This is a genomic window from Methyloceanibacter sp., assembly GCF_049590335.1.
In the GTDB taxonomy this organism is placed as follows: domain Bacteria; phylum Pseudomonadota; class Alphaproteobacteria; order Rhizobiales; family Methyloligellaceae; genus Methyloceanibacter.
This window is the reverse complement of record NZ_JBAWCQ010000142.1, coordinates 1-26,794: the sequence shown is the minus strand read 5'-3', so window position 1 is coordinate 26,794 and position 26,794 is coordinate 1. Positions and strand designations below refer to the sequence as shown.

Genomic DNA, 26,794 nt, shown 5'->3' with positions numbered 1-26,794 from the left:
CGCGTATCTCGAGCTGAAGATGGAAGAGGTGGAGCGCTTCGAGATGATGCCCCACCCGGTCGAGTACGACATGTATTACAGCGTCTAGGCGTTTCTCAGCCTTTAGGCGTTCGCAACGAAATCGGGGGCGGCCGCGAACTGCGGTCGCCCCCTTCTCTCGCCCGGCCTATCCGAACCGCTGGCCTTTTTCTTCCGCGTACCCCCGTCGGACACGGAAACCAATCGGTTCGTACCAGGCTCCCCCAAACTGAACCCAACTCTTCGCAGGACCGCGCGGCTACGCAAATGCGTAGGCGGCGTAGACCAGAATTCCAGCGCCGGCTAACAACCACGTCTTGTTGGTGCCCGACAACGTGCCCATCATCGACGGCAGGCTCAAGGCGGACCTGCGGCAGAGCGATAGAAGCATCGCAGCCGCGGCCATCACCATAACCCAGACGGGAATGTCGGCACCCAGACCGCTATATCCCGCGTCGACAAGCATCATGTTCGAGTTGTTCGAGCCGAGATTGCCGGCGCCGTAGATCGTTGTGGCTGCCGCTACCCCCGTCAGTGCGTATCGCATCAACATCGTGCTCGACGTCCTCTCAAATTCGAAACGAATTTTAGCGACGCGCGAGTAAAGAAACGGGAAAGCGATACGCTTAAGCGCGGGTTAATGGCGCCGTCCTGTGGCAGGCGCATATCCGCCCCCAAGCGCCCGTCCACTTCGCAAATCTGTCATGCGGTCCCACTAGCCTCGGCAAGCGTCTCGGCATAGATATGCCGCACCCGGCACACCGGGGCGCGGTGCCCCGGATGACCGAGACGGCTGGTCGTCCATTCGGCTGGAAAACAAGGGAATTCTCCAATGATGAAGCGCATCGTTCTGTCGCTGGTCCTCACCTTCGTGTTGTGCGTCCCAGGCCGCGCGGCCTTCCAGCTCGATGGCCGCTACGAGGACAACGACGGGGATTTGATCGCGGACATTCCGAAGGACCCGGCCAGTCAAGTCGATCCGTCCACGCTGATCTTTGCCTATACGCCCGTGGAAGATCCGGCGGTTTATGTGGATGTCTGGAAAGAGTTCCTCGACCATCTGTCCGAGGTCACGGGCAAGCCGGTGCAGTTCTTTCCGGTCCAGTCCAACGCCGCCCAGATCGAAGCGATGCGCGCCGGCCGGCTGCATGTCGCCGGCGTCAATACGGGGTCCAACCCGCTCGCCGTCGCCTGTGCCGGCTTCCGGCCGTTCACGATAATGGCCGCCGAGGACGGCTCATATGGCCTTGAAATGGAGATCATCACCTATCCCGGGTCCGGCATCGAAAAACCCGGAGACCTGAAGGGCCGCACGCTCGCCTTCACCTCGGAGACATCGAACTCGGGCTTCAAGGCGCCGTCCGCGTTGTTGAAGTCCGACTTCGGGCTTGAGCGCGACAGCGACTTCACGCCGCGCTTCTCTGGTGCCCATGACAATTCGATCCTCGGAGTCGCCAACAAAGACTACGACGCTGCGGCCGTCGCCAACACCGTAATGGCCCGCATGATCGACCGGGACGTGGTCAAGCAAGACCAGCTCAAGACCATCTACACTTCGCAAACCTTCCCGACGACGGGGTTCGGCGTGGCCCACAACCTTACGCCTGAGCTGCAGGACAAGATCAAAAAGGCGTTCTTCACCTTCGATTGGGAAGGCACCAAGCTGCTGGAAGAATTTTCGAAGTCTGGCGACACCAAGTTCATTCCAATCACATTCAAGGACGACTGGGCCGTCATTCGCCAGATCGACGAAGCCAACGGTGTACAGTATTCTTGCAACTGACTTTGGCGATCTCGAAAACCTTTGAGCGCGCTAAGCCATCGAGGCCTCAGTTGGGCCGCGCACCAAGTGCCAAATCAAAGAGGCGAATCCCATCGCCAATAGCCCGGCCAGGATACCAACCGCGGCGGCGGTCCATGGACGCTTCATCGTGATGGCCTCTTCCCGATCGATCTCAGCCAATAAAATCCAAGGCTGGCCCCCGAAATTGACCGGGGCGTAGACCGAAAGGACAGCGATACCACGGTAGTCCTTGACGATGCGGGCACCGCTCTGTCCAGCCATACCATCTTGGACCGAAGCATTGTCGACCTTCACTTCCAGCAGCGTGGGAGTTTCGATGAAGCGCGATTGACTGCGCATTCGACCGTCCTGACCGACGAGATAGGTCTCGCCCGTAGCCCCCATGCCAGCGGTGAACTGCATGAGCTCGTTAATTGGCTCCGCGGGAATCTGCACTGCGAATACACCTAGGACTTTGCCGCCTCTTGTGATGGCATGTGCGGCGAATGCGGCCGGGTCTCCGCCGCTTGGCGCGTAAAACGCGAAGTCGGAGAAATCGACAGCGGCAGATGGGTTCTCCATGGCATTGCGAAAAACATCGGCAAGCGGGCTCTTGCGGTAGGGACCCGTCTTAACGCTCGTGGCGAAGTCACGCTCCTTGGCCACGCTGTATATGATGTCACCCCGCGGATTGATCAGAAACGCGTCATAGTACCCGAAGTGATCAAGAAAGCGCTGTGCCCAGCCGTGAAAGGCGTGGTGGTACTGGATGTAATCCGAGCCGTCGTCTGTTTCCAGGAGTGGCGCCCTTTCGTCAGGCCGGGCAGTATTTTCGTCGATGTAGAGCCGCGGAAGCACCTTGCGTGCATCCGGACCGTATGCCTTCCAGGCGAAGTCGAGCTTTTCCATCGCCTCGACGACGCGCGGGCTCTCACTTGCGGCGCGCACGTCAGACGCCATTGATCTCAGATAGTCCTCCAATGCCGCCTGTCTGAGATTGTGGAACAGGCGCAAGCGATCGAATGCAATGCTCAGTGCCTCGTTGCTTCTGAACCGGTCGACCGACGCAGCTGTGACAATGCCAACGGCAATGCCAAAAATCGACAGTATAATGATTGTAGTCAGCCGTCTTGCCACCTTCGTCTAATCCCCAGTGGTCCGTTTGCTGGTCATTCGGTCAAACGCACCCCCGCTGAGACTTCGTCTTTCACGCTCCAGCTGGAAGCCTCGATCCTTGATCGCATCCTCCACCGCATTGTATGTGAAGTTAAAAAGCGTGAATTCTGCGGTGTTGATACGTCCACGTTCAGTTTCATGCACAATACGTCCCACGAACTCGGCGAGCTTGCTGTTGCACTCATCCAACACTTCGAAGTTGGGTGCAGAGCGCGCACGCTGACTCAGAGTGATCAGCTCGCTGTTATAGGCATCCATAACTTTCTTGCGGCGACGGTTGGCTAGCTGAAGGTAGGCCGAAGCCGTTACAATGGCGATCGTGATCATCAGGGCGATTGGCTCTGCGTTTTCCTGGATGAACGACGGTTTGTCTCGATCCCAGAAAGCGCGTACGCCAGCGTGAATTGGCACCAAGGTCTGACCGCTCGCGTCCGGAGTCGCTATCTGGCCCGCGATTGGCACAAGCTCCATCAGCTCGCGACGATGCTCGAAGAGAACTGACGCGATCTTGGCTACCACATTGGGCGACACTTGCTCACGCGCAAGCAAAAGCTGCCTGACCGAGATTGTCTGTTCGTTGCTGCCGGGTATCGCAGGGCGGCCTTTGTAGGACCCTTGCGGAATACTGCCGGCCTCGAGCGCTGGATGCCTGAGCTGAAGCGCCGCGGCTTGGGGAATAGGGATAACCCGTCCGTCGACATTTTGGATGAGGCGCAAGATCGACGCGTCACCGGGCGCGCGGATGCGAAAGAGCGCATCCACGTCGCCGTTCATCAGCAGCCAGTCGGTGGTCCGCTCTGTGCCCGTAAACTCCCGCAAGCTCTCTTTGGTCAGCGAGTAATAGTTCGCAAGAGACCAGAATGCCTCGTACTCACCGCTTTTCTCGGGCGGTAGTGCGATACGCTTGCCGATCAGGTCCGAGATGGTGCTGATGCCGCTGTCGCCGCGGACCACGATTTGAAATGTGTCGGGATAAAGTTCCGCCAGCAGCCGTGCTGACGTTCCCGTAGCCTGATCCGCCTGCAGCGTGGCGAGCTGGACGACGCCCTCATCAAGCAGCTTGGCGTTGTGGAGCGAGCCGCGCGTCTCAAAGACCTCCATCTTGATTTCCGGATAGTGCCGGGAGATGACCGAGCGCAGCGCCTCGGCAAGCTGAAACGCTTGGCTCGACTTTTGGCCGGCCGCCACTAGCAAGGTGTGCTCGCGCGAAGCATGCCAGTGCCACAAGCCAGCCAAGGCAAGCCCCAGCAGGGCAATGGTAACCAAAACGAAACTACGCGTTCCCACGACCATACTTCCTTGGCGCCCGCTTCGATGCATCCCAATAGCAACGATTCCGCGGCATCCATAGCGACTTAGACAATAGCAGAGAACCCTCGTTCAAGGTGAAAAGCGCGCCCTTTGGCTGAATTGCACACGTGGATCTTTCGCCTGTTAGGCCGGATGCTGTCGGTCTCGTTGCCGCTTCCTGGATCCGGACGCGAAATTAGTAAATGAGCAAGTAGAAGATCGGGTTGAAGCTCAGCTCCGAACCTATGGTGGCGACCAACGCCGAAGTACTCAACAATATGCCCCGTCGATTGTTGCAAACCAAAATCCACACCAACTGGTCCACCGCCAAAAACTTGGGCTGGTATGAAGAGGTCCTCTCAGTGGCACACGCACAACTCGTTGGTGGAGCTTCCGTGGTCCTAGCCCGTAAGGCTATTTTCAAGAGGATCATGGGTGACGAGGTTCAGAACTTCATTTGACGCAAAACCCAATGACATGGGACGGAGCACACCGGGTACCACCGCCACGTCGTAGAGCTCACCGACGGCCTCATCGTAAAGCGCATTGAAGACTGGGGACCCGGTATCGAATATGTAGTTTCTCGGTGCGCCGCCGTTAATGCCTACAAATATTTCGAGCTTTGGGTTGTCCGGATTGAGCCCTAAAGCCAGAGGAATATTGACAGGGGCAGTCGGTTGAGAGGCGGACAGTTGGCCGTATGCCTCTGTCGCGACGCCCATGAAGGTCAGCGCGACGAATACCGTCCAAACCGCGCGCGCCTGTGTGCCCTTATACAACCGGATGCGTAGGGTCTTGACGCGCGGTCGTCGAAGCCGCATTGGCCACCGGTGGTCTGTCCCAGTGGCGATAACAGTTCGTACGTTAGAGTCCCGCGCTGCTCGCGAGTCTCCTCGCGCGGAACAAAGTTCTGATGGATCTGAACCTGCTCTACTGCGGCGCGAGGCCAAGCTATCAAGATGTGCTTTCCGAAGGAGCCGTTTCAGGAAATTCAGGCGAACTCCATGAGAAAGCGCCGGTGGCTCAGCAACACAGACACGCTGGCTGCCCACGGTGTAAGTCCGAGGGATGGCACTAAAAAGCTGTACCGCTAATGAAGAAGCGGCTCGTCGGAGCTTCTCAAGACGCTGCTGAGCCACTATTGAGCCTCGCTGCCGCAACTTGAATGCCCCCATTGTGTACGCGAAGTTTGCATAGCAGTTGGTGACATATTGGCCACAAGTGGCGGCAAGCATCTGACGACGGCCAGCTTTAATGCATGCGGCCCTCGGCCCCTGCTCCCGAACTTTACTGTGCCTCCTGAGGTCCAGAAATTTACAAACCAAATTGCAAACTAACCACGCGACACAGCATGGTACTGGACATCACATGCTAGAATGGTCAGCAGAAAAATCCCAAACGAGAGAACGCGCTTAGCTACTGAACGGTACACGTCGGCACGAGTGTCTTAGAACTCGACCAAGGCTGGCGCATCTTTGCGCGGCCCAAGCCTTTCTCCTACCATGCCCGAGACCAATGCCCCCGCCAGGACTGGCCCGGACAGGACATGCTGCGCGTTTCCTCACTCACAAAGCGTTACAAGACCGGCGACGAAGCGCTGCGCGGTGTTTCGTTCGAGCTTCCGGCCGGCGAGGTCGTTGCATTGATCGGGCCGTCTGGGTCCGGCAAATCCACCCTCATCCGTTGCATCAACCGCCTCGTGAAGCCCACCAGCGGAAGCATCGACATGGACGGCACCGAGATCACACGCCTTGGTGGCCGCGGGCTCCGGCGCGCCCGGCGGCATATGGGGATGATCTTCCAGGAATATGCTCTGGTGGAACGGCTGACCGTGATGGAGAACGTGCTGTCCGGCCGCCTGGGCTATGTGCCGTTCTGGCGATCGTTCTTGCGGCGCTTTCCCCAAAGCGATGTGAACAACGCTTTTGGCCTTCTGGAACGCGTCGGGCTTTCCGACCAGATCGACAAGAGGGCGAGCGCGCTATCAGGCGGCCAGCGGCAACGCGTGGGCATCGCGCGTGCGCTTGAGCAGGATCCCGCGCTTCTCCTGGTCGACGAGCCGACCGCTTCGCTAGACCCCAAGACCGCGCGCCAGATCATGCGCCTCATCTGCGAGGTCTGCCGCGAACGCAACCTGCCTGCAATCATCAGCATGCATGACGTGCCGCTCGCAAAAATGTTCGCGGACCGCATCATCGGCTTGTGTGAGGGTGAGATCGTGTTCGACGGGGCGCCCGCCAATTTGGATACGGCCATGCTGACGGAGATCTACGGCGAAGAAGACTGGACCCAAATCCATCCCGAGGACGAAGCGAAGGCGGAGCCCACGCCGGACGATCGACATGCGCGCGAAGAACGCATGGCCGGGCTCACATGAGACCTGCCGCCGCCTCGACCGGTTGGACCCGGCCGCCGCTCATTGCCAATCCATGGCTCCGCTGGTGGCTCTATCTCGGCCTGCTCGTCTATGTGATCGCCGCCGTGTCCACGCTGGACGTCAATTGGCAACGTGTCCTCTCTGGCCTCGCCAATGGCTGGCGTATTCTAGAAGGCTTCCTCGCCCCCGACTTCACGACGCGCGCCAGCGACATCTGGCAAGGCATGGAGGAAAGTCTGACGATGACGCTGACCTCCACCGTCGTCGGCTGTCTCATCTCCATACCGATCGGGCTTGGCGCGGCGCGCAATATCTCACCGCTGCCGGTCTACGCCGTTTGCCGCGCGATCATTACCGTCTCGCGCGCCTTCCAGGAAATCATCGTCGCAATCCTGTTCGTAGCCATGTTCGGCTTCGGGCCGTTCGCCGGCTTCCTTACCCTGTCTTTCGCCACGATCGGCTTCATGGCGAAGCTTCTTGCCGAAGACATCGAGGATATCAAGGAAGTGCAGGCTGAGGCGATCCGCGCGACCGGGGCAACCTGGTGGCAGGTGATCAATTACGGCATTCAGCCTCAGGTCATGCCGCGCCTGATCGGACTTTCGTTCTACCGGCTCGATATCAACTTCCGGGAAAGCGCCGTGATCGGCATTGTCGGCGCGGGCGGGATCGGCGCGACACTCAACACGGCCATGCAGCGCTACGACTACGACACCGCCGGGGCGATCCTCATCATGATCATCGTCGTGGTGCTCGCGGCCGAGTATCTCTCCAGCCATTTGCGCAAATGGGTGCAGTGATGCCTGTCGCATTGCAAGACAGCGGCCTCCTCTGGCAACGCCGTACACCCCGCACCCAATGGGCCATCTGGCTTGGCTGGCTCGCGCTTGGCGTCTTGTTCGTCCTGTCCTGGCAGATCATGAACAAGAACACGATCTGGCTGTTCGTGGAGGACGCGCCACGGCAGGCGGCCGACCTGCTATCGCGCGCTTGGCCGCCACGCTGGTCGTATCTCGAGAGCCTCTGGGGCCCCCTTTGGGACACACTCAATATCGCCACACTGGGCACCGCATTGGGCATCGTGCTGGCGACGCCGGTCGCCTTCCTCGCCGCCCGCAACACAACGCCAAGCGCGGCACTCGTCCGCCCACTCGCACTCCTCATCATCGTATCCTCGCGATCGATCAACTCGCTCATCTGGGCGCTTCTGCTGGTTGCGATTATCGGGCCGGGCCTGCTCGCCGGTATCATCGCCATCGCGCTTCGCTCCATCGGCTTTATCGGCAAGCTGCTCTATGAGGCCATCGAGGAGATCGACGAAAAGCAGGTAGAAGCGGTGCGCGCGACGGGGGCGTCGCGCCAGCAGATCATGGACTACGCCGTGTGGCCCCAGATCGCACCGGCCTTTGCCGGAATTTCGGTGTTCCGCTGGGACATCAATATCCGCGAGTCGACCATTCTCGGCCTGGTGGGCGCGGGCGGTATCGGGCTACAGCTCCAATCGTCTCTGGCGCGCCTTGCCTGGGCAGAGGTCACGGTGATCTTTGTCGTCATTCTGGCGACCGTCGTCCTCTCCGAATGGATCTCTGCAAAGGTTCGCGCCGCGATCATCTGAGGGCGGAGGGTTGTGCAAGCGTAACAGCACCCGTGCAAGTTTATTAGCTTAGATGTATTGCAAGGAGGTAGCGCATCTCTGACCCCCGCAATTTTCCTAATCGAGCGACTGCAATGGAGGCAAGAGACGATGAGCCCGTCAGTCGCCGGGGCGGCGAACCCCTTGAAAAAGCCCCACCTCCGTGCGAGCTAGAATCACGTTCCAAACGCCACTGATTCTCTGCGTTTCGCTGGCGTCTGCGCGCTCCGGCCATGAGGACTATCCCGATCGCCCCGAGACGAAAATCCACTGTCACCACCGATCTGTTCGATGAGGCATCGGCAAAGCCAGCACGCGCCAAAGCGCCGCCGAAGGCGGGCGTGCAAGGCGGCGGGTCCAAAACGGGTATGACAAAGGCTAGCGCGGCGGAACGCGGCTATACCGCCGCCGACATCGAGGTTCTAGAGGGACTGGAGCCCGTCCGAAAGCGCCCGGGCATGTATGTGGGTGGAACCGACGAAAAGGCGCTGCACCACCTCTTCGCCGAGGTGCTGGACAACGCCATGGACGAAGCCGTGGCAGGCCATGCGAGCCGGATCGAGGTCTCGCTAGACAAGGACGGCACCCTCACCGTCACGGATAACGGCCGCGGCATCCCGGTCGATCCGCATCCCAAATTCAAGAAGAAGTCTGCGCTCGAAGTCATCATGACGACGCTGCATGCGGGCGGAAAATTCGACTCCAAGGTCTACGCCACCAGCGGCGGATTGCATGGCGTCGGCGTCTCGGTAGCCAATGCGCTTTCGGAGACGCTCGAAGTCGAAGTAGCGCGGAGCCAGAAACTGTATCGTCAGAGCTATACGCGCGGTATTCCCGATGGGCCGCTACAAAAGCTCGGCCCCATCAAGAACCGGCGCGGCACCAAGGTGCGCTTCCGCCCCGATCCTCAGATTTTCGGCAAGGGGGCCGCCTTCAAACCCGCGCGGCTGTTCCGCATGTCGCGCTCCAAAGCCTATCTCTTCCGGGGTGTCGAAATCCGCTGGTCTTGCGACAAGGCTCTGATCGCCGCTAGTAGCGATGTTCCGGAGAAGGCCGAGCTGCACTTCCCCGGGGGTCTTAAGGACTTTCTCGCCGAAAGTATCGACGGCCAGACGACGGTCACCAACGACATCTTCGCCGGCCGCGTGGAGAAGGCCGAAGGTCATGGCTCGGTGGAATGGGGCATCGCCTGGGTCGCGAGCGCGGACGGCTTCATGAGCTCGTACTGCAACACCGTCCCGACCCCGGACGGCGGCACACACGAGGCGGGCCTGCGCGCGGCGCTAACCAAAGGCTTGCGCGCCTATGGCGAACTGACCGGCGTCAAACGCGTCTCGCAGGTCACAGGTGACGACGTAATGGGCACCGCGGCGTCCATGCTCTCGGTGTTTATCCGCGAGCCGGAGTTCCAGGGCCAGACCAAGGATCGCCTGGCAACCCAAGAGGCCGTCAAGATCGTCGAGAACGCCGTGCGCGATGCCTTCGACCACTGGCTCACGGGGCACCCGAACCAGGCCGGCAAGCTCCTGGACTGGGTGGTGGACCGCTCCGAGGAACGCCTGCGCCGCCGGAAAGAAAAGGAAGTCAACCGGCAGACCGCGACGCGGCGTCTGCGGCTTCCCGGCAAGCTGGCCGATTGCTCCTCGACGGGATCGAAGGGCACCGAGATCTTCATCGTCGAGGGCGATTCCGCGGGCGGCTCGGCCAAACAGGCCCGCAACCGGGCCACGCAGGCCATCCTGCCGTTGCGCGGAAAGATCCTCAACGTCGCGAGTGCAAGTTCAGCGAAGCTTGCCGAGAACCAGCTCCTGAGCGACCTGATCCAGGCGCTCGGCTGCCAAACCAGGACCCGCTACCGGGACGAGGACCTGCGCTACGAGAAGGTCGTCGTCATGACCGATGCCGACGTGGACGGAGCCCATATCGCCTCGCTGCTCATCACCTTCTTCTATCGTGAGATGAAGGGCCTGATCGAGAACGGGCACCTGTACCTCGCGGTGCCGCCGCTCTACCGGCTGAGCCAGGGCGCCAAGACGGCTTATGCGCGCGACGAGGCCCATAAGGAGGCGCTGACAAAGGAGGTCTTCAATGGCCGCGGCAAGATCGATGTGAGTCGTTTCAAGGGCTTGGGCGAGATGCTTCCCAGGCAGCTGAAGGAGACGACCATGGACCCGGCGTCGCGCACGCTGCTCCGCGTGGAGCTCGACGACGAGGATCGCCCTGGCACGACCAAGGCGGTCGATCAACTCATGGGCAACAAACCCGAGGCGCGCTTCAAATTCATTCAGGAACGGGCCGCCTTCGCCGAAGCCGAAGACCTCGATATTTAGACGGTCTCGATGTTTAGTCGCCGTCCGGCAGCCTCAGAGCCAGCGCGGGACTTGGCTCATATAGCGGCGATAGTCGTCGCCGAACTTCCAGGTGAGGTAGTCCTCTTCGCGCTTCACAACACCCCAGTGCAGGATGATCACCGTCGGGACGAGCAGAATCAGCATCCACACACTGGTCAGCACGATGCACAGGCCGAAATAGACTAAGATCAAACCGATATAGATCGGATTTCGCGTCGCCTTGTACATGCCCTCCCGGACGAGAGCGGTCGACGGCTCACCGGGCAAGACGCTGGTCCCGGCCTTGCGAAACCGCCTGGCGGGGAAGATGGCCAGCGCGAACCCTACCACCATGAAGGCCAGCCCGGCCATCAGCCCCAAGCCGTTCGGAGAGGCAAGACCCGGGCCGACGGGAAACAAATAGGTCAGTACATAGCCGAGCAAAAGGGCGCCGAGAAACAGGATCGGCGGCTTGATGGCTATGTCGGCGTAATCTTTTGTCCTCATCTTATTCTCAGCCTTTTTGAAGTCGCCTGGCGCGCCCGAGCATTCTTAGCGCCTGACGCGCTGCGAACTTTTGCCCCTTGCGCGTTTCGACAATGCCGCCTATGTCATTCTCAGAATACTCGCGGTCATGTGGCCGTAATGTTCGGGTGCTGTGTTGAATGCATCCAACGAATCGTAACAGCTAATCTTTGTAGAGATAGAACAAGACGCAAGGCCAGCGCCAGCGTCGCATTTTTACTAATCCATGAGCTTTTCAAATCTTGGCTTAAGTCCCAAAGTCGAAGCTTCGGTCGAAGCGGCCGGGTACGACATACCTACCCCTATTCAGGCCCAGGCCATTCCAGTGGCCGTCTCAGGCCGCGACGTGTTGGGGATTGCGCAGACCGGCACTGGAAAGACGGCATCGTTCGTGCTTCCCATGCTGACGCGCCTAGAACGCGGACGGGCCCGGGCCCGAATGCCCCGAACATTGATCTTGGAGCCGACGCGCGAACTCGCCGCGCAGGTGGCCGAGGCCTTCGAACTTCTCGGCAAGAACCATAGGCTCACCGTCGCGCTGCTTATCGGCGGCGTCTCCTATGAGGAGCAGAACAAGAAACTGGACCGTGGCGCCGATGTCGTGATCGCCACCCCGGGCCGCCTTCTGGATCATCTCGAACGCGGCAAGCTAATGCTGAACAGCATCGAGATCCTCGTCGTCGACGAGGCCGACCGAATGCTCGATATGGGTTTCATCCCGGATATCGAGCGCATCTGTAAAGTCCTCCCCTTCACGCGGCAGACCCTATTCTTCTCAGCGACCATGCCTCCCGAAATTAAGCGGCTCGCCGACAACTTCCTGCATACGCCGGAGCGTATCGAAGTCGCCCGGCCCGCCTCGGCCGCATCAACGATTACGCAGCGCCTGAAAAAGGCCGTCGATCATCCAGCAGAGAAGCGCGAAGCCTTGCGGAGCCTGATCCGCGAGCACAAGATCCAGAACGCCATCATCTTCTGCAATCGCAAAAAAGATGTGGGCGTAGTCTTTCGGTCACTACAGCGCCACGGATTCAACGTCGGCGCTTTGCATGGCGACCTGGACCAGCGACAACGCACGGCAACGCTCGATGCCTTCCGCAGCGGTGAGATTACGCTGCTCGCCGCCAGCGACGTGGCCGCCCGCGGGCTTGATATTCCCGCGGTGAGCCATGTCTTCAATTACGACGTGCCGGTCCATCCCGAAGACTATGTGCATCGCATCGGCCGCACGGGCCGTGCGGGCCGCGAAGGCTATGCCGCGATGCTAGTCACGCCGAAGGACCACAAGGCCCTGAAGGCCATCGAAGCCTTGTTGCGCGAAGAGATTGCCTGGGTCGATGGTGCGCCCGATCCGCAAGAGGCCGAAGAGGCCCGAGGCGCAGCCCGCGAAGGTGGGCGTGGACGCCGCCGCGGCGGCCGCTCCCGGCGCAATGGACTGAAACCGGCGGACGCACAGTCCGAGGCTCCCTCCAATCGCCGCAGCGGTTCATCTCTCGCCGATGCGTCTGCTGACGACAGCACCAACACGGCTAAGCGGTCGCGCCCTGCCCGCAAGACCGCAGACGCCGACACGCGTTCTGATGACAGGTCTGCTGCTAGGGAAAAGTCAGCTGCCAGGGACAGGCCTGCAGCCAGGGCTAAGCCCGCTCCCAGAGAAAAGTCAGCGCCGAAGGGCAAGTCCCGGTCGGGGCAAGCCCGCGAGAACCAGCCTGTCGGCATGGGCGAGCACGTTCCGGCCTTCATGATGCGCCCGGTTCGGGCAGACTAAATTTCTTCGATTTCCGCTTTTAGTCCGCGAGGTTGGCAGGCGCCGGTTCCGGTTGGCCGGCAGGCTTCAGCATGACGGACTCGCCGCACCCGCAAGCACTGGTCTGGTTCGGGTTGTTGAACACGAAGCCCGAACGCATCTGCCCGATCTCGTAGTCCATCTCCGTTCCGAGCAGAAACATGATGGCCGAGGGGTCAATCAGGAGGGTCACGCCCTTATCCTCGACAACCTCGTCATGCGGACCGCGCTCAGCCACGTATTCCATTGTGTATTCCATGCCCGCACAGCCGCCGTTCTTGACGCCGATGCGCACGGCCCCAGTCTGCGGGCCCGAGGCAGCCGCGAGTTCGCGTAGACGCACGGCGGCGGCTTCGGTGAGGCTCATAGCTTTGGGACGAGGAAGATTGCTCATAATCCAAAAGTGGGACGAAATCCCTACCGCTTCAAGTGCCTAAAACATGTTGAGTTCGAGCCGCGCTTCGTCGGACATGCGCGTCATATCCCAAGGCGGATCGAACACCAGCTTCACATCGACCTGGCCGACGCCCGGAACGGACGCCACCGCATTCTGAACCCAGCCAGGCATTTCGCCCGCGACCGGACATCCTGGCGCCGTCAGGGTCATTTCAACCGCGATATTCCGGTCGTCGTCGACATCGATCTTATAGATCAAGCCCAGCTCATAGATATCGACCGGGATCTCGGGGTCGTAAACCGTTTTCAACGCCCCGACGAGATCGCCGTGGAGCCGCTCGAGCTCGTCGGGCGGAATTGATGACGGAGCCTCCTCGTCGAAGGGTGAGGGATCGGGCGATGCCCCCGGTTCCCCCGCGTCAGTCGCTTCAGCCGCAGACTGAATGTGCCCGGGGATAAACTGAGCCATGCCCGGCGACATTTCGTTCGGGATTTCGCTGTCTTCGTTTCGTTGAGTCTTTTCAACCATCCGGGCTGTCTCTCTTTAGGACCCATCTTAATCCTAGGCGAACATCGACCGCACCTTGTGCAGTGCGTCCACCAATCGGTCTACATCATCTTCCGTATTATACATGGCGAAAGAGGCGCGGCATGTCGAGGTAACGCCAAAGCGCGCCAGAAGCGGTTCACAACAATGTGTGCCGGCGCGGACCGCCACGCCATAGCGGTCCAGAATCGTACTAACATCATGCGGATGCGCGCCGTCGACCTCAAAGGACACGATGCCACCCTTCCCTTCGGCATGGCCATAAATCTTCAGCCAGTTCAACGCACTCAGCCGGTCCATGGCGTAGGTGAGCACTTTGTGCTCGTGCGCGGCGATGTTCTCCCGGCCGATCGCTTCTACGTAATCGATTGCGGCTCCCAGTCCAATCGCCTGGACGATGGCGGGCGTGCCGGCCTCAAAGCGATGGGGCGGCGTGGCATAAGTCACTTCGTCTGTGGTCACGTAACCGATCATCTCGCCACCGCCCTGATAGGGCTGCATGGCCTCGAGTAGCGCCTTCTTTCCATAGAGAACGCCGATGCCCGTGGGCCCGTAGAGCTTGTGCCCCGTGAAGGTGTAGAAGTCGCAGTCCAGGTCGCGGACATCGACGGGGAGATGCACCGCCCCTTGCGCCCCATCCACGAGCACGGGAACGCCATGCGCGCGGGCGATCCGCACGACGTCCTTGATCGGTACGATCGTGCCAAGCACATTCGACATCTGGGTCAGCGCGATCAACTTCGTGCGCGGCGAAATTAGCTTCTCGAATTCATCCAGCAGAAAGCTCCCATCGTCGGCAACCGGCGCCCATTTCAGGACCGCACCCTGGCGCTCGCGCAGGAAGTGCCACGGCACGATGTTGGAGTGATGCTCCATGATCGTGATGAGAATCTCATCGCCCTCCCCGATGCGCGGGGCACCGAAGGACGAGGCGACGAGATTGACCGCCTCGGTGGCATTCCGTGTGAAGATGATCTCTTCGTCGTGGGCCGCATTCAGATAGGCCCGTACCTTACCACGTGCCTTCTCGAAGTTTTCGGTCGCCAGGTTCGACAGATGGTGAAGTCCACGATGAACATTGGCGTATTCGGCCGAATAGGCGCGGGTGATCGCCTCGATGACCTGGCGCGGCTTCTGGGCCGATGCGCCATTGTCGAGATAGGTGAGTGGCTTGCCGTGCACCGTTTCCGACAGGATCGGAAAGTCGGCGCGGATGCGCTCCACATCGAAGGGTGCCACTGGGGAGTCCGTTGCAGACGGCGACATGATATTCATGGGCTGACCTTACTCCACCGGTGTGCCGAGCCAATCGGCAGAAACAGAGGAAAGCGCCTCCCCGATCGTCTCGTCGTCCAAGGCCTCGAATGCCTCGCCGACAAAGGCCTGGATCAGCAGAGCCCGCGCTTCCGTCTCTGGGAGGCCACGGGCGCGCAGGTAGAACAACAGATCTTCGTCGATCTGCCCGGAGGTCGCGCCATGACCACACACGACGTCGTCCGCATAGATTTCCAGCTCTGGCTTGGAGTCGAACTCCGCCGTCTCCGACAGGAGCAGCGCCTGCGACATCTGCTTGCCATCGGTCTTCTGAGCGTCGGGGGCGACGACGATCTTGCCCTGAAAGACGCCGCGCGCGTTGTCGTTCAGCACCAGCTTAAAGAGTTCGCGGCTCTCGCAAGCCGGCACGTTGTGCTCGACCACGAGCGTCGTGTCGCAATGCTGCGACCCACGCGCGAGCGTAGCGCCGGAGATATCGGTCGCCGCGCCCTCGCCGTCAAAGCGAACATAGACCTGGTTGCGGGACAGCGCCGCGCCCATGGAAAGCTGGAAGGCGTTGTAGCGGGCCTCGGCACCGATGGCAGCAGCCCACACATTGAGGTGAATCGTTTCAAGGGCTTCGCGCTGCAGTTTGACATGATGAATCGCCGATTTCGGCCCCAGCGATACGGTCGTCACGGCGTTGCGCTGCACGTCTTGAGCATCGGTGCCTTGGGCGCCGAGCGTGCCGAAACTCTCAAGCAGACTTGCCGAAGCGCCCTCCTCCGCGACAAGCGCGTTGCGCGTATAGATCGATCCGAGTGCGCCCGGCGCATCGAGATGGATCAGGTGGATCGGCTTTTGCAACGTCAGACCTTCGGGCAGGCGCAACGCAACGCCGGCGGTCATGAGCGCGGTGTTGAGCGCGATCACGACATCGTCGTCGCGGGCTGCAACGTCGTCGAGGCTCGCTGTCAACCAAGCCGGCGGCGACTCCAGCATCTGGGCCAGCGAGCTCAATTCGACACCGTCTTCGCGGAGTGCGCCGACGTCGGACAAATCGCCTCGGAACTCGCCGCCGGCCAGAACAATGCGATAGGCCGGCAGCGCCATGACGGCCTTGCCGAACGCCGCTTCCAGCTCCGTCTCGCCCACCTGGATGTCGGCTTCGGCCAGAAGAGGCGGAACGTCTTCGATGCGGCCCCGCAAATCGGTGTACTTCCACGCCTCGACGCGGCGATGGGGCAGACCGAGACCCGCATAGCTCCGAATCGCACTCTGGCGCATGGCGGCAATTGACGCATTGCCGGGAAGTGCATCCGCGGCGCGCTCATATAGATCGAGCAGGTCCTGCTCGGCCTTGGTCCGGAAATCTCGGACAGGGATGTCCATCAGCATACTCCCTTACGCCGCCGAGACTTCATCTTGGCCGTACTCGGCGTACCCGGACTTCTCGAGCTCCAGTGCCAGTTCCGGACCGCCCGAACGCGCGACGCGGCCCTTTGACAACACATGCACCCTGTCCGGAACGATGTAGTTCAGCAGCCGCTGGTAGTGAGTGATGACGAGCATGGAGCGTTCGGGCGAGCGCAGCGCGTTCACCCCTTCGGAGACAATCCGCAAGGCATCGATGTCGAGCCCGGAATCCGTCTCGTCCAGAACGCAGAGCCCCGGTTCCAGCAACGACATTTGCAGGATCTCGTTGCGCTTCTTCTCGCCGCCTGAAAAGCCAACATTGAGCGGACGGCGCAGCATCGCCATGTCAATCTGGAGGCTTTTTGCCTTCTCCTTCACGGTCCGCAGGAAGTCCGGAGTCGAATACTCCTCTTCGCCGCGCGCCTTGCGCACCGCATTCACGGCGCTCCGCAGGAAGGTCATGGTCGCGACGCCGGGAATCTCCATCGGATATTGGAACGCGAGGAAGACGCCGGCGGCGGCGCGCTCTTCCGGGTCCATGTCGAGCAGGTTTTCGCCCTTCCACGTGACCGTGCCATCCGTGACTTCGTAATCGTCCTTGCCCGCGAGCACGTAGGACAGGGTCGACTTGCCGGAGCCGTTCGGGCCCATGATTGCGTGAACCTCGCCGGACGGAACCGTCAAGTCGAGGCCGTTCAGAATTTCGCGCCCGTCGACCTTGGCGTGGAGGTTTTTGATTTCAAGCATCAATGCGTCTTTCTAAAATCTTGGTATAGAATCGTTTTTCCACGGCTAGACGGTATGGCCCCAACGCCAGTGCCACGGTCCATCGGTCCCGCGATGGCAAAACCAAACGATATCCTGCGGTGATCGCAATCAAGGCGCCCCAAACTAGCGCTGTCCGCTCTGTGGATGCCTCTTGCCCGCCGAGAGCCGTAGCAACAAGGCCTAACCAGACGATGGAGGCCGCTGCCAACATAAACAGGCCGGAGCCGAGCCAACCCCGCCAGTTCTTAGGTTCCGCGCCATAACCGTAGCGCTTGGGGCGAAAGCAAAACGTGTCCCTCTCGTTCATCAGCCCACACTTCCTTCCAGCGAGATGCCAATCAGCTTCTGCGTCTCGGCCATGAATTCCATCGGCAGCTGCTGCAGCACGTCGCGCACGAAACCGTTGACGATGAGCGCCACCGCCTCTTCCTCGGACAGACCGCGGCTCAAGCAGTAGAACAGCTGATCGTCGGAGATCTTCGAGGTGGTCGCCTCGTGCTCGAAGGTCGCGGAGGCGTTCTTCGCCTCGATATAGGGCACCGTATGCGCCCCGCATTTGTTGCCGATGAGCAGCGAGTCGCAGCAGGTGAAGTTCCGCGCATTCGTGGCCTTGCGATGAGCCGAGACGAGCCCGCGATAGGTGTTGTCCGAGAAACCGGCCGCAATGCCCTTGGATATGATGCGGCTCGATGTGTCGCGGCCGAGATGAATCATCTTGGTGCCGCTGTCGACCTGCTGATAGCCGTTCGAGATCGCGATCGAGTAGAACTCGCCGCGGCTTCCATGACCGCGCAGGATGCAGGACGGATACTTCCAGGTGATCGCCGATCCGGTCTCGACCTGGGTCCAGGAAATCTTTGAACGGTCACCGCGGCAATCGCCGCGCTTAGTCACGAAGTTATAGACGCCGCCCTTGCCTTGTGCATCACCCGGATACCAATTCTGTACGGTCGAGTATTTGATCTCGGCATCTTCGAGCGCCACCAGTTCCACCACGGCGGCGTGAAGCTGGTTCTCATCGCGCATAGGTGCGGTGCAGCCTTCGAGGTAGCTCACGTAGGAGCCCTTGTCGGCAATAATGAGCGTGCGCTCGAACTGCCCCGTGTTCTCCGCATTGATGCGGAAATAGGTGGACAGCTCCATCGGGCAGCGCACCCCTTCGGGAACGTACACGAACGATCCGTCCGAGAACACGGCGGAGTTCAGGGTCGCGTAGAAATTATCCGTCACGGGCACGACCGACCCGAGATATTTCTTCACGAGCTCGGGGTGGGTCTTCACCGCCTCGGAGATCGAGCAGAAGATTACGCCCGCCTTGGCCAACTCCTCTTTGAAGGTGGTGACCACCGAAACGCTGTCGAAGATCGCATCGACAGCGACTTTCGGGGCGCCTTGAACGCCCGCAAGCACTTCCTGCTCTTTCAACGGAATACCGAGCTTCTCATAAGTCTTGAGCAGTTCGGGATCGACCTCCTCGAGGCTCTTGGGGCCTTCGGTGCTCTTCGGCGCGGCATAGTAGTAGAGGTCCTCGAAGTCGATCTTCGGATAATGGACCTTGGCCCAGGTAGGCTCGCGCATGGTGCGCCAGCGCTTATAGGCTTCGAGCCGCCATTCCAGCAGCCATTTCGGCTCGCCCTTCTTGGCTGAAATGTACTGGACGATGTCCTCATTCAGCCCCTTAGGCGCCTTGACCGACTCAATATCGGTCGTGAAGCCGTATTTGTACTTGTCAACGTCGATTTCCTTGACGCGTTCGACAGTTTCATCGACTGCGGGCATCGCTCTTTCCCAAATTTGTTTCGTTCGTATGCGGACGGAGCCGCAAAAAACCTCTAGGCCGCTTCTTTTGCATCCTTCCGAAGACGTTTGACGAGGTCCCCAAACGCAATAAGGAAGTTCTGAATATCGTGATCGGAATTGCCGATACCAAGGCTAACGCGGATCGCTGCCCGCGCCACCTCAGGCGCCACTCCCATCGCGGCCAGCACGTGAGAGGTCTCGACTTTCCCGGACGAACAAGCGCTTCCGGCACTAATAGATACGCCCGCAAGGTCCAGACCGATCACCAGCGTTTCTGCTTTCAGTCCAGGTACGGCGATGGACGACGTATTCGGCAGACGCGGGATGGATTGCGCGAACACGATTGCATCCGGAGCTACGGTGCGTACACCGTCTTCGAGCGCGTCCCGAAGCCGGGCCACCTTATCCATGTGCGACAGCTCTTTGCCGGCACATTCCGCGGCGACTCCGAAGCCAACGATGCCAGCCACGTTCTCCGTCCCCGGACGGCGCCGTCCTTCTTGTCCGCCACCGGTCATGAGGGGGCGAACACCGGCGCCCTCAGCCAAGATCAGCGCCCCGACTCCCTTGGGGCCGCCGACCTTGTGGGCCGAGAGGGTTAAAAGGTCCGCACCGAGCGCGCCAAGATCGACGGGCAAACGCCCGGCCATCTGCACGGCGTCGGTATGGAGTACGCCGCCTGCTTCGTGCACGATCCCGGCTGCCTCCGCGACAGACTGAAGAGCGCCCGTTTCATTGTTGGCCGCCATCAGCGACACGAAAGGCCGCCCGCCCTCGGACCCGTGGTGTTCAAGAATCCGAGCTAGGTAATCCAGATCGACCACGCCTTCAGCGGTTACGGGCACAACCGTTCTCGCCTCGGTTTCGAAACGTCCGCCCGCCAGCACCGAGGGGTGTTCGATCGCCGACAGAAAGGCCCGCCCGGGCTCGCTGCCGGGCGGCGCGGCCAAGGCAAGCCCATTCGCCTCGGTGCCACCGCTGGTAAAGATCACATCCTCCGGGCGCGCGCCGACGAGCGCCGCGACCTTGCCCCTTGCTTCTTCCACGGCCGCCCGCGCACTGCGCCCTTCGGAGTGTACGGAGGACGGGTTGCCCAAAAGCGCCAATGCGCCAAGCACCGCCTCGCGTACTTCGGGTCGCAAGGGAGAGGTCGCATTGTGATCGAGATAAGCGCGCTGGTTCATGCTCTTCCGAAGCCTGGGGAGCGTTTTCGGCCCCATAGGCCCTTTGTGGCCGGTTATCGCTTGCGCAAGACCCGGTTGACCGTGCTAAGAAGCTCGGCTTGGCAGTCGGCTCGTTCCTAGCGCCCAGCTTGATCGGAACAGCCCTGTTTGGAACAGTTCTAATTTCTAGTTTTTATAGGATTCTGTAAGGGCCAAGTCAAGCAATGCGGCGGTGTTTGGCGCACGGCAAAGCCTGAAAATCCATAAGACCGGCCCTATATACCGAAGACCGAGCGCAGACCTGCCTGCCAACGCGACCAGTCGAGGCCCCATCGTTCATGCCTGAAGTCAATATTAGCGGCCCTGCCGGCCGGATCGAAGCCCGTTACCACCACCAGCCCGCAGCAAATTCACCGGTGGCACTGATTCTTCATCCCCACCCGCAATTCGGCGGGACGATGAACAATCAGGTCGTCTACCACATGTATTACGCCTTCCAGAAGCGGGGCTTCTCGGTTCTGCGCTTCAACTTCCGGGGCGTTGGCCGAAGCGAAGGCCTTTTCGACAACGGTCCTGGCGAGCTGGCGGACGCGGCGACCGCGCTGGACTGGCTCCAAGGCTATAACAACGATGCCCCGTCTTGCTGGATTGCGGGCGCGTCATTCGGCTCCTGGATCGCCATGCAACTACTGATGCGACGCCCGGAAATCGAGGGCTTCGTTTGCGTGGCACCGCCCGCGAACCTCTACGATTTCTCGTTTTTGGCGCCCTGCCCGTCCTCCGGCTTGATGGTCAACGGCGCGAAAGATCGAGTCGTTCCAACGGAGTCCGTGCGCGGTCTCGTCGAAAGACTGAAGACTCAGAAGGACGCGATCGTCGACCAAGCCACTGTGCCGGACGCCAACCACTTCTTCGAGGAGCGGATGGAAGGACTGATGGAGGTCGTCGATGCCTATCTCGACAAGCGCCTCGGAAAGACGAAGCCAAAGAAGGGCAAGGCGCGAAAAGAACCGACCGCCTAGGCAGGCCCGGTGCTTCGCAGCGGCCGGCGGCGCCGGGCTGCAACCCCGGCGAGCGGTGAGCGGTGTGTGTCGGCCCGGCACCATCGTGACAGTGCATTCGCGAGCCAAACCTGTTAGACGCTCGAGCATGCGCTCCGTTCTAGCGCTTTCATTCGAATATTTTTGCACGTCCCAACGATGAGCACCGCCAAATCAGACCTACTCCACGAGCTTTCCGCGCGCGGCTTTATTCACCAATGCACTGACGAAGCCGGGCTCGACGCACTCGCTCGCAAAGAGATCGTCACCGGGTATATCGGTTTCGACTGCACGGCGCCGAGCCTCCATGTGGGGAACCTCGTCAGCATCATGCTGCTCAGGAAACTGCAGCAGACTGGACATCGACCCATTGTGCTGATCGGCGGCGGCACGACGAAGGTGGGCGACCCTTCGGGCAAAGACGAATCCCGCAAGCTCCTCGACGATGCGACGATCGCGTCGAACATCGACGGTATTCAGCGCGTGTTCTCGAAGTTTGTGACTTTCGGCACGGGGAAGCGCGATGCGATCCTCTTGAACAACGCCAACTGGCTGGAACGGCTCAACTACATTTCCTTCCTGCGCGACTACGGTCGGCATTTCAGCGTCAACCGCATGCTCGGTCAGGACTCTGTGAAGCTCCGGCTCGAACGCGAGCAGAATCTCAGCTTTATCGAATTCAATTACATGGTGCTCCAAGCCTACGACTTCGTTGAGCTTAATCGCCGTGAAGGGTGCCGCCTCCAAATGGGCGGCTCCGACCAGTGGGGCAACATCGTCACCGGCATCGAGCTTGGCCGGCGGACCGACGGCGTCGAGCTGTTCGGCGTGACCACGCCCCTCCTGACGACGTCATCGGGCGGCAAGATGGGCAAGACCGCGGCCGGTGCCGTCTGGCTCAACCCAGACATGCTGTCGCCGTACGACTATTGGCAGTTTTGGCGGAACGCTGAGGATGCGGACGTCCCGCGCTTTCTCAAGCTCTTCACGGAACTCCCTCTCGATGAGATCGATCGGCTGGCAGCTCTAGAGGGCTCCGAGCTCAACGAGGCAAAGAAGATCCTCGCGACCGAAGCGACGGCGCTGGTCCATGGCCGCGCCGCGGCGGACCAAGCGGCCGAAACGGCGCGCGCCACGTTCGAGCAGGGACGACTCGCATCGGAACTGCCGACTTTGGAGATTGCTAAGGCGGACCTCGAGAACGGCTATGGTGTTCTCACGGCCGCCGTCCAGGCAGGCTTTGTGAAGTCCACGGGCGAAGCCCGGCGGCAAATCAAAGGCGGCGGTATCAAAGTCAACGACGTGGCGGTCCGCGACGAACGCCAAGCGCTCACGCCGGCCAATCTCACCGCCGAAGGTGTCATCAAGCTCTCGCTCGGCAAGAAGCGCCATGCGCTGATCCGGCCTATTTAAACCAGCCGTCGAACTCAGGCCCTTTAATTCAAACCTCTGCGCTCTCGGGCGTTCTCCAAGGGGCGCAACCGCCTCTTCTTGCGGGGCCGTTCCGCATTCGAGTTCCTGCGGGACCTCTCCGTGGTCGTGGAGGAGGTCCCCGGCGGCATGCCGCCATTGAAATCGAAAATCTGGCGAAAGATTCCCGGCGCCATCACCGACATGGGATTGACCAGCACCGTCGGGTCGTCGAGCTTACCCTTGATGGCGAAGGTGATGCCGACCAGACCTTCGCCCTGCCTGCCCACAAAGACGCGCCCCAGAACGGGCACGGCGCCGAGGGCTGAGTTCAGCCCGTAGAGCGGCACATAGGTTCCGCCGAAATCGACCTTCCGCGCCCTGAAGTCCACTGTACCGCGCAACGTGGCGCCAAGCTCCGGACCGTTCACATAGGCATCGTTGAGCTGGAACTTTCCGCCCCCGGCAACGAACGGCGCACGCAAACGCCGGAAGACGATCTTCCGTTGGACGTCCGGCTGGTTCTGTCCAAACGCGGCGGTCGAACTCGGATCGCTCAGCACGTCGGCGACGACGCTGTCTCCGACGACGGCGAAATCGAGAACCCGCAGCGTGCCGGATCGTTTAGTCCCACCCGCGTCGAGGTTGACCCGAAGCAAGGCGTTCCCCCCTTGCATGTTTCGATAGAAACCGATGAGACGGAAGGCCGTGCCGGCATCGCCTGCCTCGGCGGTCAGGATGCGGGCCCCATTGCTGTTCTGCATCTCGACGCTCATGGGATTGCGGCCATTCAGCAGGCCTCTGCCATTCAGTGCGACCAGCTTCCCCGCACGCTTAGTCATGGCGATGTCCACGTCCGTCGCAGTGTTGTCGTCATATCCCACCAAGCGGCCGATCTTCGCCGTCATCTCAATATCGTCGGATTCGGCCTCTTTGGCGTTGCCGCTTGCTGTCAGCTGGTCGGCGGAAATCAGAGCTTGGAAGAAGTCCCGTGCGTCATAAGACGGGCCTTCCGCGTGAACCTGCATGACACCGTCGGCACGGCGGCTCGCCTCAATCGACAGAGAAGTGAGCGGCCCGACCGAGAACTGCGAAAAGGTAAGAGTCCTGAGCTCGTTTTCGGCATCCAGCGCCACCTGCCCTGAGATCGCGAGGTTCTGTCCGGCGATTACGAAATTTTCAAGGTCTGTCGCACCGTCGCTCTTCCGGTTCACGTCGAAGCTGATTTTCGCATTCTGTCCGGTGGGCTTCTTCCAGCCGACCGCTTCGAACACAAGTTCGGCCTCGGTCAGGTCTCCGACGACCGTCATTTTGGACGTATCGGGCTGCCCGGTTCCCTCTTTCAGCCCGCTGAAATAGAGGGTCACCGGCATCGACCCTTTCACCAAGTCGTTGACCTTGAGCCCGAGCTTCTCGCGCGAGCCTGCATCCAGGATCGCAGTGACCGATATCGACGGCTGGTCGCTCTCGGGCGCATAGAAGAGCCGTTGCCAGCGAACCGAGGCTGGGACGTCCTTGATCATCACATTCCCCGAAGCGCTGACCCCTTCGCTCGTAAGGCTGACGTCGACAATGCCGCCTTCGATCCCGAGATCGCCGACGAGCCCCGGCGTAATGGCGTTCTGGAGACGCGCCGTGCCCGAGATCTTGATTTCCTTGGGGTCCAGGTTTTCCACGAGCGGCACGTTGAACGTGAACTCGCCTGTCGCGGTGCCGCCCAGGAAGTCGGGCTTGAGGCCTACATCGGTGATGAAGCCGAAGGGCTGATAATCGAGCAGCGTCAGGACGGCGGGCGTTGGCGCCGCCGCGCGGAAGTTAACGATGCCCATGTTCGGATCTTCGCGCAGATCGGCAATGACGAATTGTCCGTCGCTCACGACGATTTCCATCCCGTTGGCGACCGCGACCGTGCCGGCTGGAATGACGACCGAGAACTTCGTACCGGAGATAGTCATCGTTCCGGCGCCCGTGCGAACGGGCGGCAGTTCCGGGATATAGGCGATGCTCGTATCTGTGAACTTCAGCTCGACGGCGATCCCCTCGTCCGGGACGGGTTTTCCTTCCTTTATCGACTCAATCATTCCAGGCTCGAGTGCGATGTTGAAAGAGCCGCCGAGAACCTTGCCGCCGTCGACCTGTTCCAACACCCATTGGCGTGCCGGTCCTGCGAGGAACTTCGGCCAAAGCTGCTTGAGCATCTTCATCGGCATCGGGCTCATTTTGCCCGACAATTGAACCCCCATCGTGCCGAAGCGGTCCGTGATGGTTCCGCTCGCAACAATCTTGGCATCGCCCGCGCGAATGACGAAACTCGACAGCGTGAGGTTGCCGTCAGCGACCGACAGGTTCCCCTTCGCCCGCCACTGATCGACCTTGGCAGGGCCAAGGCCGAACTCCTCGACGCCCAAGACCGCCTCATCGGCTTTAATATCGAAGTTCCAGGACACAACCTTGTTGTTGTCATCGAAGACCGGAAGAAATTTGCCGCTGAACGTCGCATACGACTCCTTGCCCCATCTCAAGGTGGACGGGGCGAGCTCAATGATACTCTCTCCTTCGATGTAGCGAATGGTGAGATCGCCGCGATCGATCCGCACGGGCGTATCGGGATCCCACGGCGGCGTGATCTGACCCGGTGCCAAGCGGACCTTCGCCTCACCGCCAAGGAAGTCTCCGTTACGTGCAAGGTCGGCGACGACCTCACCATCGACAGCCATGTCCAACGCGCGGAGCAGGCCGACTGTGGGAAAATTGCCCGCGATCCCCGACGGCACCAGGTTTTCGACCAAGATCTGAGTCTTGAGCCCTTTCGTGTTGGCCTTCTGAGCGGTGCGAAATTCGAGCTGCCAGTCGCCACGGCTTGACGCCACGTTGGCCTCGCCAACCAGCACGCTGCGGCGATCGAGGTGCTCGAGATTCATCGCAAGGTCCGGCACCTGCCACAGGGTCTCAGTACCGTCCTTGTACAGAACGACGATCGAGTCCTTCAGGCCAAACCGCGTGAGGTAGGAGGTGTCGGAACGGCGAACACGCCGAAACACCTCGTTCACCGCATTTGTGAAGTTTAACCCTCGGACCCTCTTGCCGCCCGCACCTTTAGCCGGAGCCTCCTCAGTGGCCGGGTGCTGGTCCGCAGGAATCGCACCCCGGACGAACTCCTCGGCCTCTTCGCCGGGCTTGGAGAAGGCCAGGGACAGGCCGCTCTCTTCATTGTAGGCCATCACCAGCCGCGAGCCGATGAAGTCGACGCTGCCGGGCGCGATCCTGCCGGACAGCAGCGCGGAGCCACTTAGGCCGATCGCGGCAAGCGGTGCTTGGGCCACGACATCCCCTGCCAGGTCGATAAGCCGTATGTCGCGCAGACGCAGGACCACGCCAGGACCATCACTGCCGCGCTGAAGCACCGCATCGTCAATCTGTACGGTCAAATCGGAAAGCTGGTCGTTTATCGCCGTCTCGATCGGTGCGACGAGACCCGGCAGCGAGATCGGCCCGCGCGACAAACGTCCATAACCCAGAACGATGACGATCAGTCCGATAACGAAAATGCCCGCGAAAATCTCGCGGCAGACATGAGCGCCCCGGGATGACAATTTTGCGAGCTGTATTTTGACCGGCGGCGGCACCTGCTTGACGAGTTGGCGCCCGCGAGCGGGCAGCGCGCGGACGGCCTTGCCCCCTCGGGTCGTCAGCTTTGCCAAGGCGCCTGAGAGCGGTTCGTCCATTCAGTCACAGGCCCCAAAGGTCTGCCGAGCGCTCCAAGCCGCGTCCACTGCCAAAAGGACGCCATTCAACATGCATCGCCTCCGCAAGGTCGCATCGTCTGCTAGGCGCAAGTCTCGCTGCCTAAGCCCGAACGATTCGTACCGGGACCTGTCAAAATTTCGATACCAGGAAATGCGTCCGGCACGCATTCCGCCCATTGCGTTCCGTTAGCACGTGCGCGAGTCAACACTAAGGTTGCAATAAGATGTCTCAAAATCGGCTAAACCAAGGCGAATCAAAGCCTAAGCTGCTGCTGGAGCGCGCGCGCGCGGGGGTAGACAACCCCCATGACAAGAATGGCAGGAAGGGATAAAGTT

Annotated in this window: 21 protein-coding genes; 8 read left to right on the top strand and 13 right to left on the bottom strand. The window is 60.7% G+C overall.

Translation table 11 applies throughout. From position 1 onward, the window contains the following. Positions 1–277: 277 nt before the first annotated feature. Positions 278–571: a hypothetical protein gene (locus WBQ77_RS11230; RefSeq protein WP_424060289.1), complete on the bottom strand. Its 294-nt coding sequence runs from the start codon at positions 569–571 to the stop codon at positions 278–280. A gap of 282 nt (positions 572–853) precedes the next feature. Here WBQ77_RS11230 and phnD point away from each other — a divergent pair, with 282 nt between their 5' ends. After that, entirely contained in the window at positions 854–1,801 is a 948-nt protein-coding gene (gene phnD, locus WBQ77_RS11225; protein ID WP_424043613.1) for a phosphate/phosphite/phosphonate ABC transporter substrate-binding protein, read from the top strand. A gap of 30 nt (positions 1,802–1,831) precedes the next feature. On the opposite strand, the gene WBQ77_RS11220 is transcribed toward phnD, so the two are convergent. The 3 genes from WBQ77_RS11220 to WBQ77_RS11210 all read right to left on the bottom strand — a co-directional run bounded on the left by WBQ77_RS11220 (position 1,832) and on the right by WBQ77_RS11210 (position 5,088). Next, on the bottom strand, positions 1,832–2,938 hold the full coding sequence (locus WBQ77_RS11220) for a cache domain-containing protein (protein ID WP_424060287.1): 1,107 nt from the start codon (positions 2,936–2,938) through the stop codon (positions 1,832–1,834). A gap of 6 nt (positions 2,939–2,944) precedes the next feature. Next, a complete protein-coding gene (locus tag WBQ77_RS11215; RefSeq protein WP_424060285.1) occupies positions 2,945–4,264 on the bottom strand; it encodes a TAXI family TRAP transporter solute-binding subunit in 1,320 nt (439 codons plus the stop codon). A gap of 404 nt (positions 4,265–4,668) precedes the next feature. Continuing rightward, a complete protein-coding gene (locus WBQ77_RS11210) occupies positions 4,669–5,088 on the bottom strand; it encodes a hypothetical protein (protein ID WP_424045067.1) in 420 nt (139 codons plus the stop codon). A gap of 725 nt (positions 5,089–5,813) precedes the next feature. On the opposite strand from WBQ77_RS11210, the gene phnC reads away from it, so the two are divergent. The 4 genes from phnC (at position 5,814) to parE (ending at position 10,607) form a co-directional block, all read left to right on the top strand. Further along, entirely contained in the window at positions 5,814–6,644 is an 831-nt protein-coding gene (phnC, locus tag WBQ77_RS11205; RefSeq protein WP_424045065.1) for a phosphonate ABC transporter ATP-binding protein, read from the top strand. Further along, entirely contained in the window at positions 6,641–7,444 is an 804-nt protein-coding gene (phnE, locus tag WBQ77_RS11200; protein ID WP_424045063.1) for a phosphonate ABC transporter, permease protein PhnE, read from the top strand. The genes phnC and phnE (WBQ77_RS11200) overlap by 4 nt, the downstream gene beginning before the upstream one ends. Continuing rightward, positions 7,444–8,259, top strand: a complete 816-nt coding sequence (phnE, locus tag WBQ77_RS11195; protein ID WP_424045062.1) for a phosphonate ABC transporter, permease protein PhnE — start codon at positions 7,444–7,446, stop codon at positions 8,257–8,259. The genes phnE (WBQ77_RS11200) and phnE (WBQ77_RS11195) overlap by 1 nt, the downstream gene beginning before the upstream one ends. A 251-nt stretch (positions 8,260–8,510) precedes the next feature. After that, positions 8,511–10,607 (top strand): DNA topoisomerase IV subunit B, encoded by a 2,097-nt coding sequence (gene parE, locus WBQ77_RS11190; protein ID WP_424045060.1) that lies wholly within the window; start codon positions 8,511–8,513, stop codon positions 10,605–10,607. 33 nt (positions 10,608–10,640) lie between these two features. On the opposite strand, the gene WBQ77_RS11185 is transcribed toward parE, so the two are convergent. Next, positions 10,641–11,114, bottom strand: coding sequence for a methyltransferase family protein (locus WBQ77_RS11185; RefSeq protein WP_424045058.1), 474 nt, complete (start codon positions 11,112–11,114; stop codon positions 10,641–10,643). Between the two features lie 244 nt (positions 11,115–11,358). On the opposite strand from WBQ77_RS11185, the gene WBQ77_RS11180 reads away from it, so the two are divergent. Continuing rightward, positions 11,359–12,900, top strand: coding sequence for a DEAD/DEAH box helicase (locus tag WBQ77_RS11180; RefSeq protein WP_424060282.1), 1,542 nt, complete (start codon positions 11,359–11,361; stop codon positions 12,898–12,900). Positions 12,901–12,919: 19 nt separating this feature from the next. On the opposite strand, the gene WBQ77_RS11175 is transcribed toward WBQ77_RS11180, so the two are convergent. From WBQ77_RS11175 to WBQ77_RS11145, 7 genes are all read right to left on the bottom strand, one after another. Then, the gene (locus tag WBQ77_RS11175; protein WP_424045055.1) at positions 12,920–13,312 is read right to left on the bottom strand and encodes a HesB/IscA family protein; all 393 of its coding nucleotides are present in this window, start codon (positions 13,310–13,312) and stop codon (positions 12,920–12,922) included. Between the two features lie 39 nt (positions 13,313–13,351). Further along, complete coding sequence (locus tag WBQ77_RS11170) at positions 13,352–13,783, bottom strand: SUF system Fe-S cluster assembly protein (RefSeq protein ID WP_424045070.1); 432 nt, start codon at positions 13,781–13,783, stop codon at positions 13,352–13,354. Between the two features lie 93 nt (positions 13,784–13,876). Beyond that, positions 13,877–15,127: an aminotransferase class V-fold PLP-dependent enzyme gene (locus tag WBQ77_RS11165; RefSeq protein ID WP_424045053.1), complete on the bottom strand. Its 1,251-nt coding sequence runs from the start codon at positions 15,125–15,127 to the stop codon at positions 13,877–13,879. A gap of 18 nt (positions 15,128–15,145) precedes the next feature. Then, positions 15,146–16,507, bottom strand: coding sequence for a Fe-S cluster assembly protein SufD (sufD, locus tag WBQ77_RS11160; protein ID WP_424045051.1), 1,362 nt, complete (start codon positions 16,505–16,507; stop codon positions 15,146–15,148). Between the two features lie 12 nt (positions 16,508–16,519). Beyond that, positions 16,520–17,278 (bottom strand): Fe-S cluster assembly ATPase SufC, encoded by a 759-nt coding sequence (sufC, locus tag WBQ77_RS11155; protein ID WP_424045049.1) that lies wholly within the window; start codon positions 17,276–17,278, stop codon positions 16,520–16,522. A gap of 327 nt (positions 17,279–17,605) precedes the next feature. Then, positions 17,606–19,078, bottom strand: a complete 1,473-nt coding sequence (sufB, locus tag WBQ77_RS11150) for a Fe-S cluster assembly protein SufB (protein WP_424060280.1) — start codon at positions 19,076–19,078, stop codon at positions 17,606–17,608. A gap of 53 nt (positions 19,079–19,131) precedes the next feature. Further along, a complete protein-coding gene (locus WBQ77_RS11145) occupies positions 19,132–20,283 on the bottom strand; it encodes a cysteine desulfurase family protein (protein ID WP_424060278.1) in 1,152 nt (383 codons plus the stop codon). 317 nt (positions 20,284–20,600) lie between these two features. Here WBQ77_RS11145 and WBQ77_RS11140 point away from each other — a divergent pair, with 317 nt between their 5' ends. After that, entirely contained in the window at positions 20,601–21,284 is a 684-nt protein-coding gene (locus tag WBQ77_RS11140) for an alpha/beta hydrolase (RefSeq protein ID WP_424042350.1), read from the top strand. Positions 21,285–21,461: 177 nt separating this feature from the next. Beyond that, the gene (gene tyrS / locus WBQ77_RS11135; RefSeq protein ID WP_424042348.1) at positions 21,462–22,715 is read left to right on the top strand and encodes a tyrosine--tRNA ligase; all 1,254 of its coding nucleotides are present in this window, start codon (positions 21,462–21,464) and stop codon (positions 22,713–22,715) included. Between the two features lie 23 nt (positions 22,716–22,738). On the opposite strand, the gene WBQ77_RS11130 is transcribed toward tyrS, so the two are convergent. Beyond that, on the bottom strand, positions 22,739–26,437 hold the full coding sequence (locus tag WBQ77_RS11130) for an AsmA-like C-terminal region-containing protein (RefSeq protein ID WP_424060276.1): 3,699 nt from the start codon (positions 26,435–26,437) through the stop codon (positions 22,739–22,741). Positions 26,438–26,794: the final 357 nt, after the last annotated feature.

Coding starts and splice junctions, on each gene's coding strand:
- WBQ77_RS11230 (WP_424060289.1), bottom strand. CDS start 571: ATGTTGATGCGATACGCACTGACGGGGGTAGCGGCAGCCACAACGATC.
- phnD (WP_424043613.1), top strand. CDS start 854: ATGAAGCGCATCGTTCTGTCGCTGGTCCTCACCTTCGTGTTGTGCGTC.
- WBQ77_RS11210 (WP_424045067.1), bottom strand. CDS start 5,088: ATGCGGCTTCGACGACCGCGCGTCAAGACCCTACGCATCCGGTTGTAT.
- phnC (WP_424045065.1), top strand. CDS start 5,814: ATGCTGCGCGTTTCCTCACTCACAAAGCGTTACAAGACCGGCGACGAA.
- phnE (WP_424045063.1), top strand. CDS start 6,641: ATGAGACCTGCCGCCGCCTCGACCGGTTGGACCCGGCCGCCGCTCATT.
- phnE (WP_424045062.1), top strand. CDS start 7,444: ATGCCTGTCGCATTGCAAGACAGCGGCCTCCTCTGGCAACGCCGTACA.
- parE (WP_424045060.1), top strand. CDS start 8,511: ATGAGGACTATCCCGATCGCCCCGAGACGAAAATCCACTGTCACCACC.
- WBQ77_RS11185 (WP_424045058.1), bottom strand. CDS start 11,114: ATGAGGACAAAAGATTACGCCGACATAGCCATCAAGCCGCCGATCCTG.
- WBQ77_RS11180 (WP_424060282.1), top strand. CDS start 11,359: ATGAGCTTTTCAAATCTTGGCTTAAGTCCCAAAGTCGAAGCTTCGGTC.
- WBQ77_RS11175 (WP_424045055.1), bottom strand. CDS start 13,312: ATGAGCAATCTTCCTCGTCCCAAAGCTATGAGCCTCACCGAAGCCGCC.
- WBQ77_RS11170 (WP_424045070.1), bottom strand. CDS start 13,783: ATGGCTCAGTTTATCCCCGGGCACATTCAGTCTGCGGCTGAAGCGACT.
- WBQ77_RS11165 (WP_424045053.1), bottom strand. CDS start 15,127: ATGTCGCCGTCTGCAACGGACTCCCCAGTGGCACCCTTCGATGTGGAG.
- sufD (WP_424045051.1), bottom strand. CDS start 16,507: ATGGACATCCCTGTCCGAGATTTCCGGACCAAGGCCGAGCAGGACCTG.
- sufC (WP_424045049.1), bottom strand. CDS start 17,278: ATGCTTGAAATCAAAAACCTCCACGCCAAGGTCGACGGGCGCGAAATT.
- sufB (WP_424060280.1), bottom strand. CDS start 19,078: ATGCCCGCAGTCGATGAAACTGTCGAACGCGTCAAGGAAATCGACGTT.
- WBQ77_RS11145 (WP_424060278.1), bottom strand. CDS start 20,283: ATGAACCAGCGCGCTTATCTCGATCACAATGCGACCTCTCCCTTGCGA.
- WBQ77_RS11140 (WP_424042350.1), top strand. CDS start 20,601: ATGCCTGAAGTCAATATTAGCGGCCCTGCCGGCCGGATCGAAGCCCGT.
- tyrS (WP_424042348.1), top strand. CDS start 21,462: ATGAGCACCGCCAAATCAGACCTACTCCACGAGCTTTCCGCGCGCGGC.
- WBQ77_RS11130 (WP_424060276.1), bottom strand. CDS start 26,437: ATGGACGAACCGCTCTCAGGCGCCTTGGCAAAGCTGACGACCCGAGGG.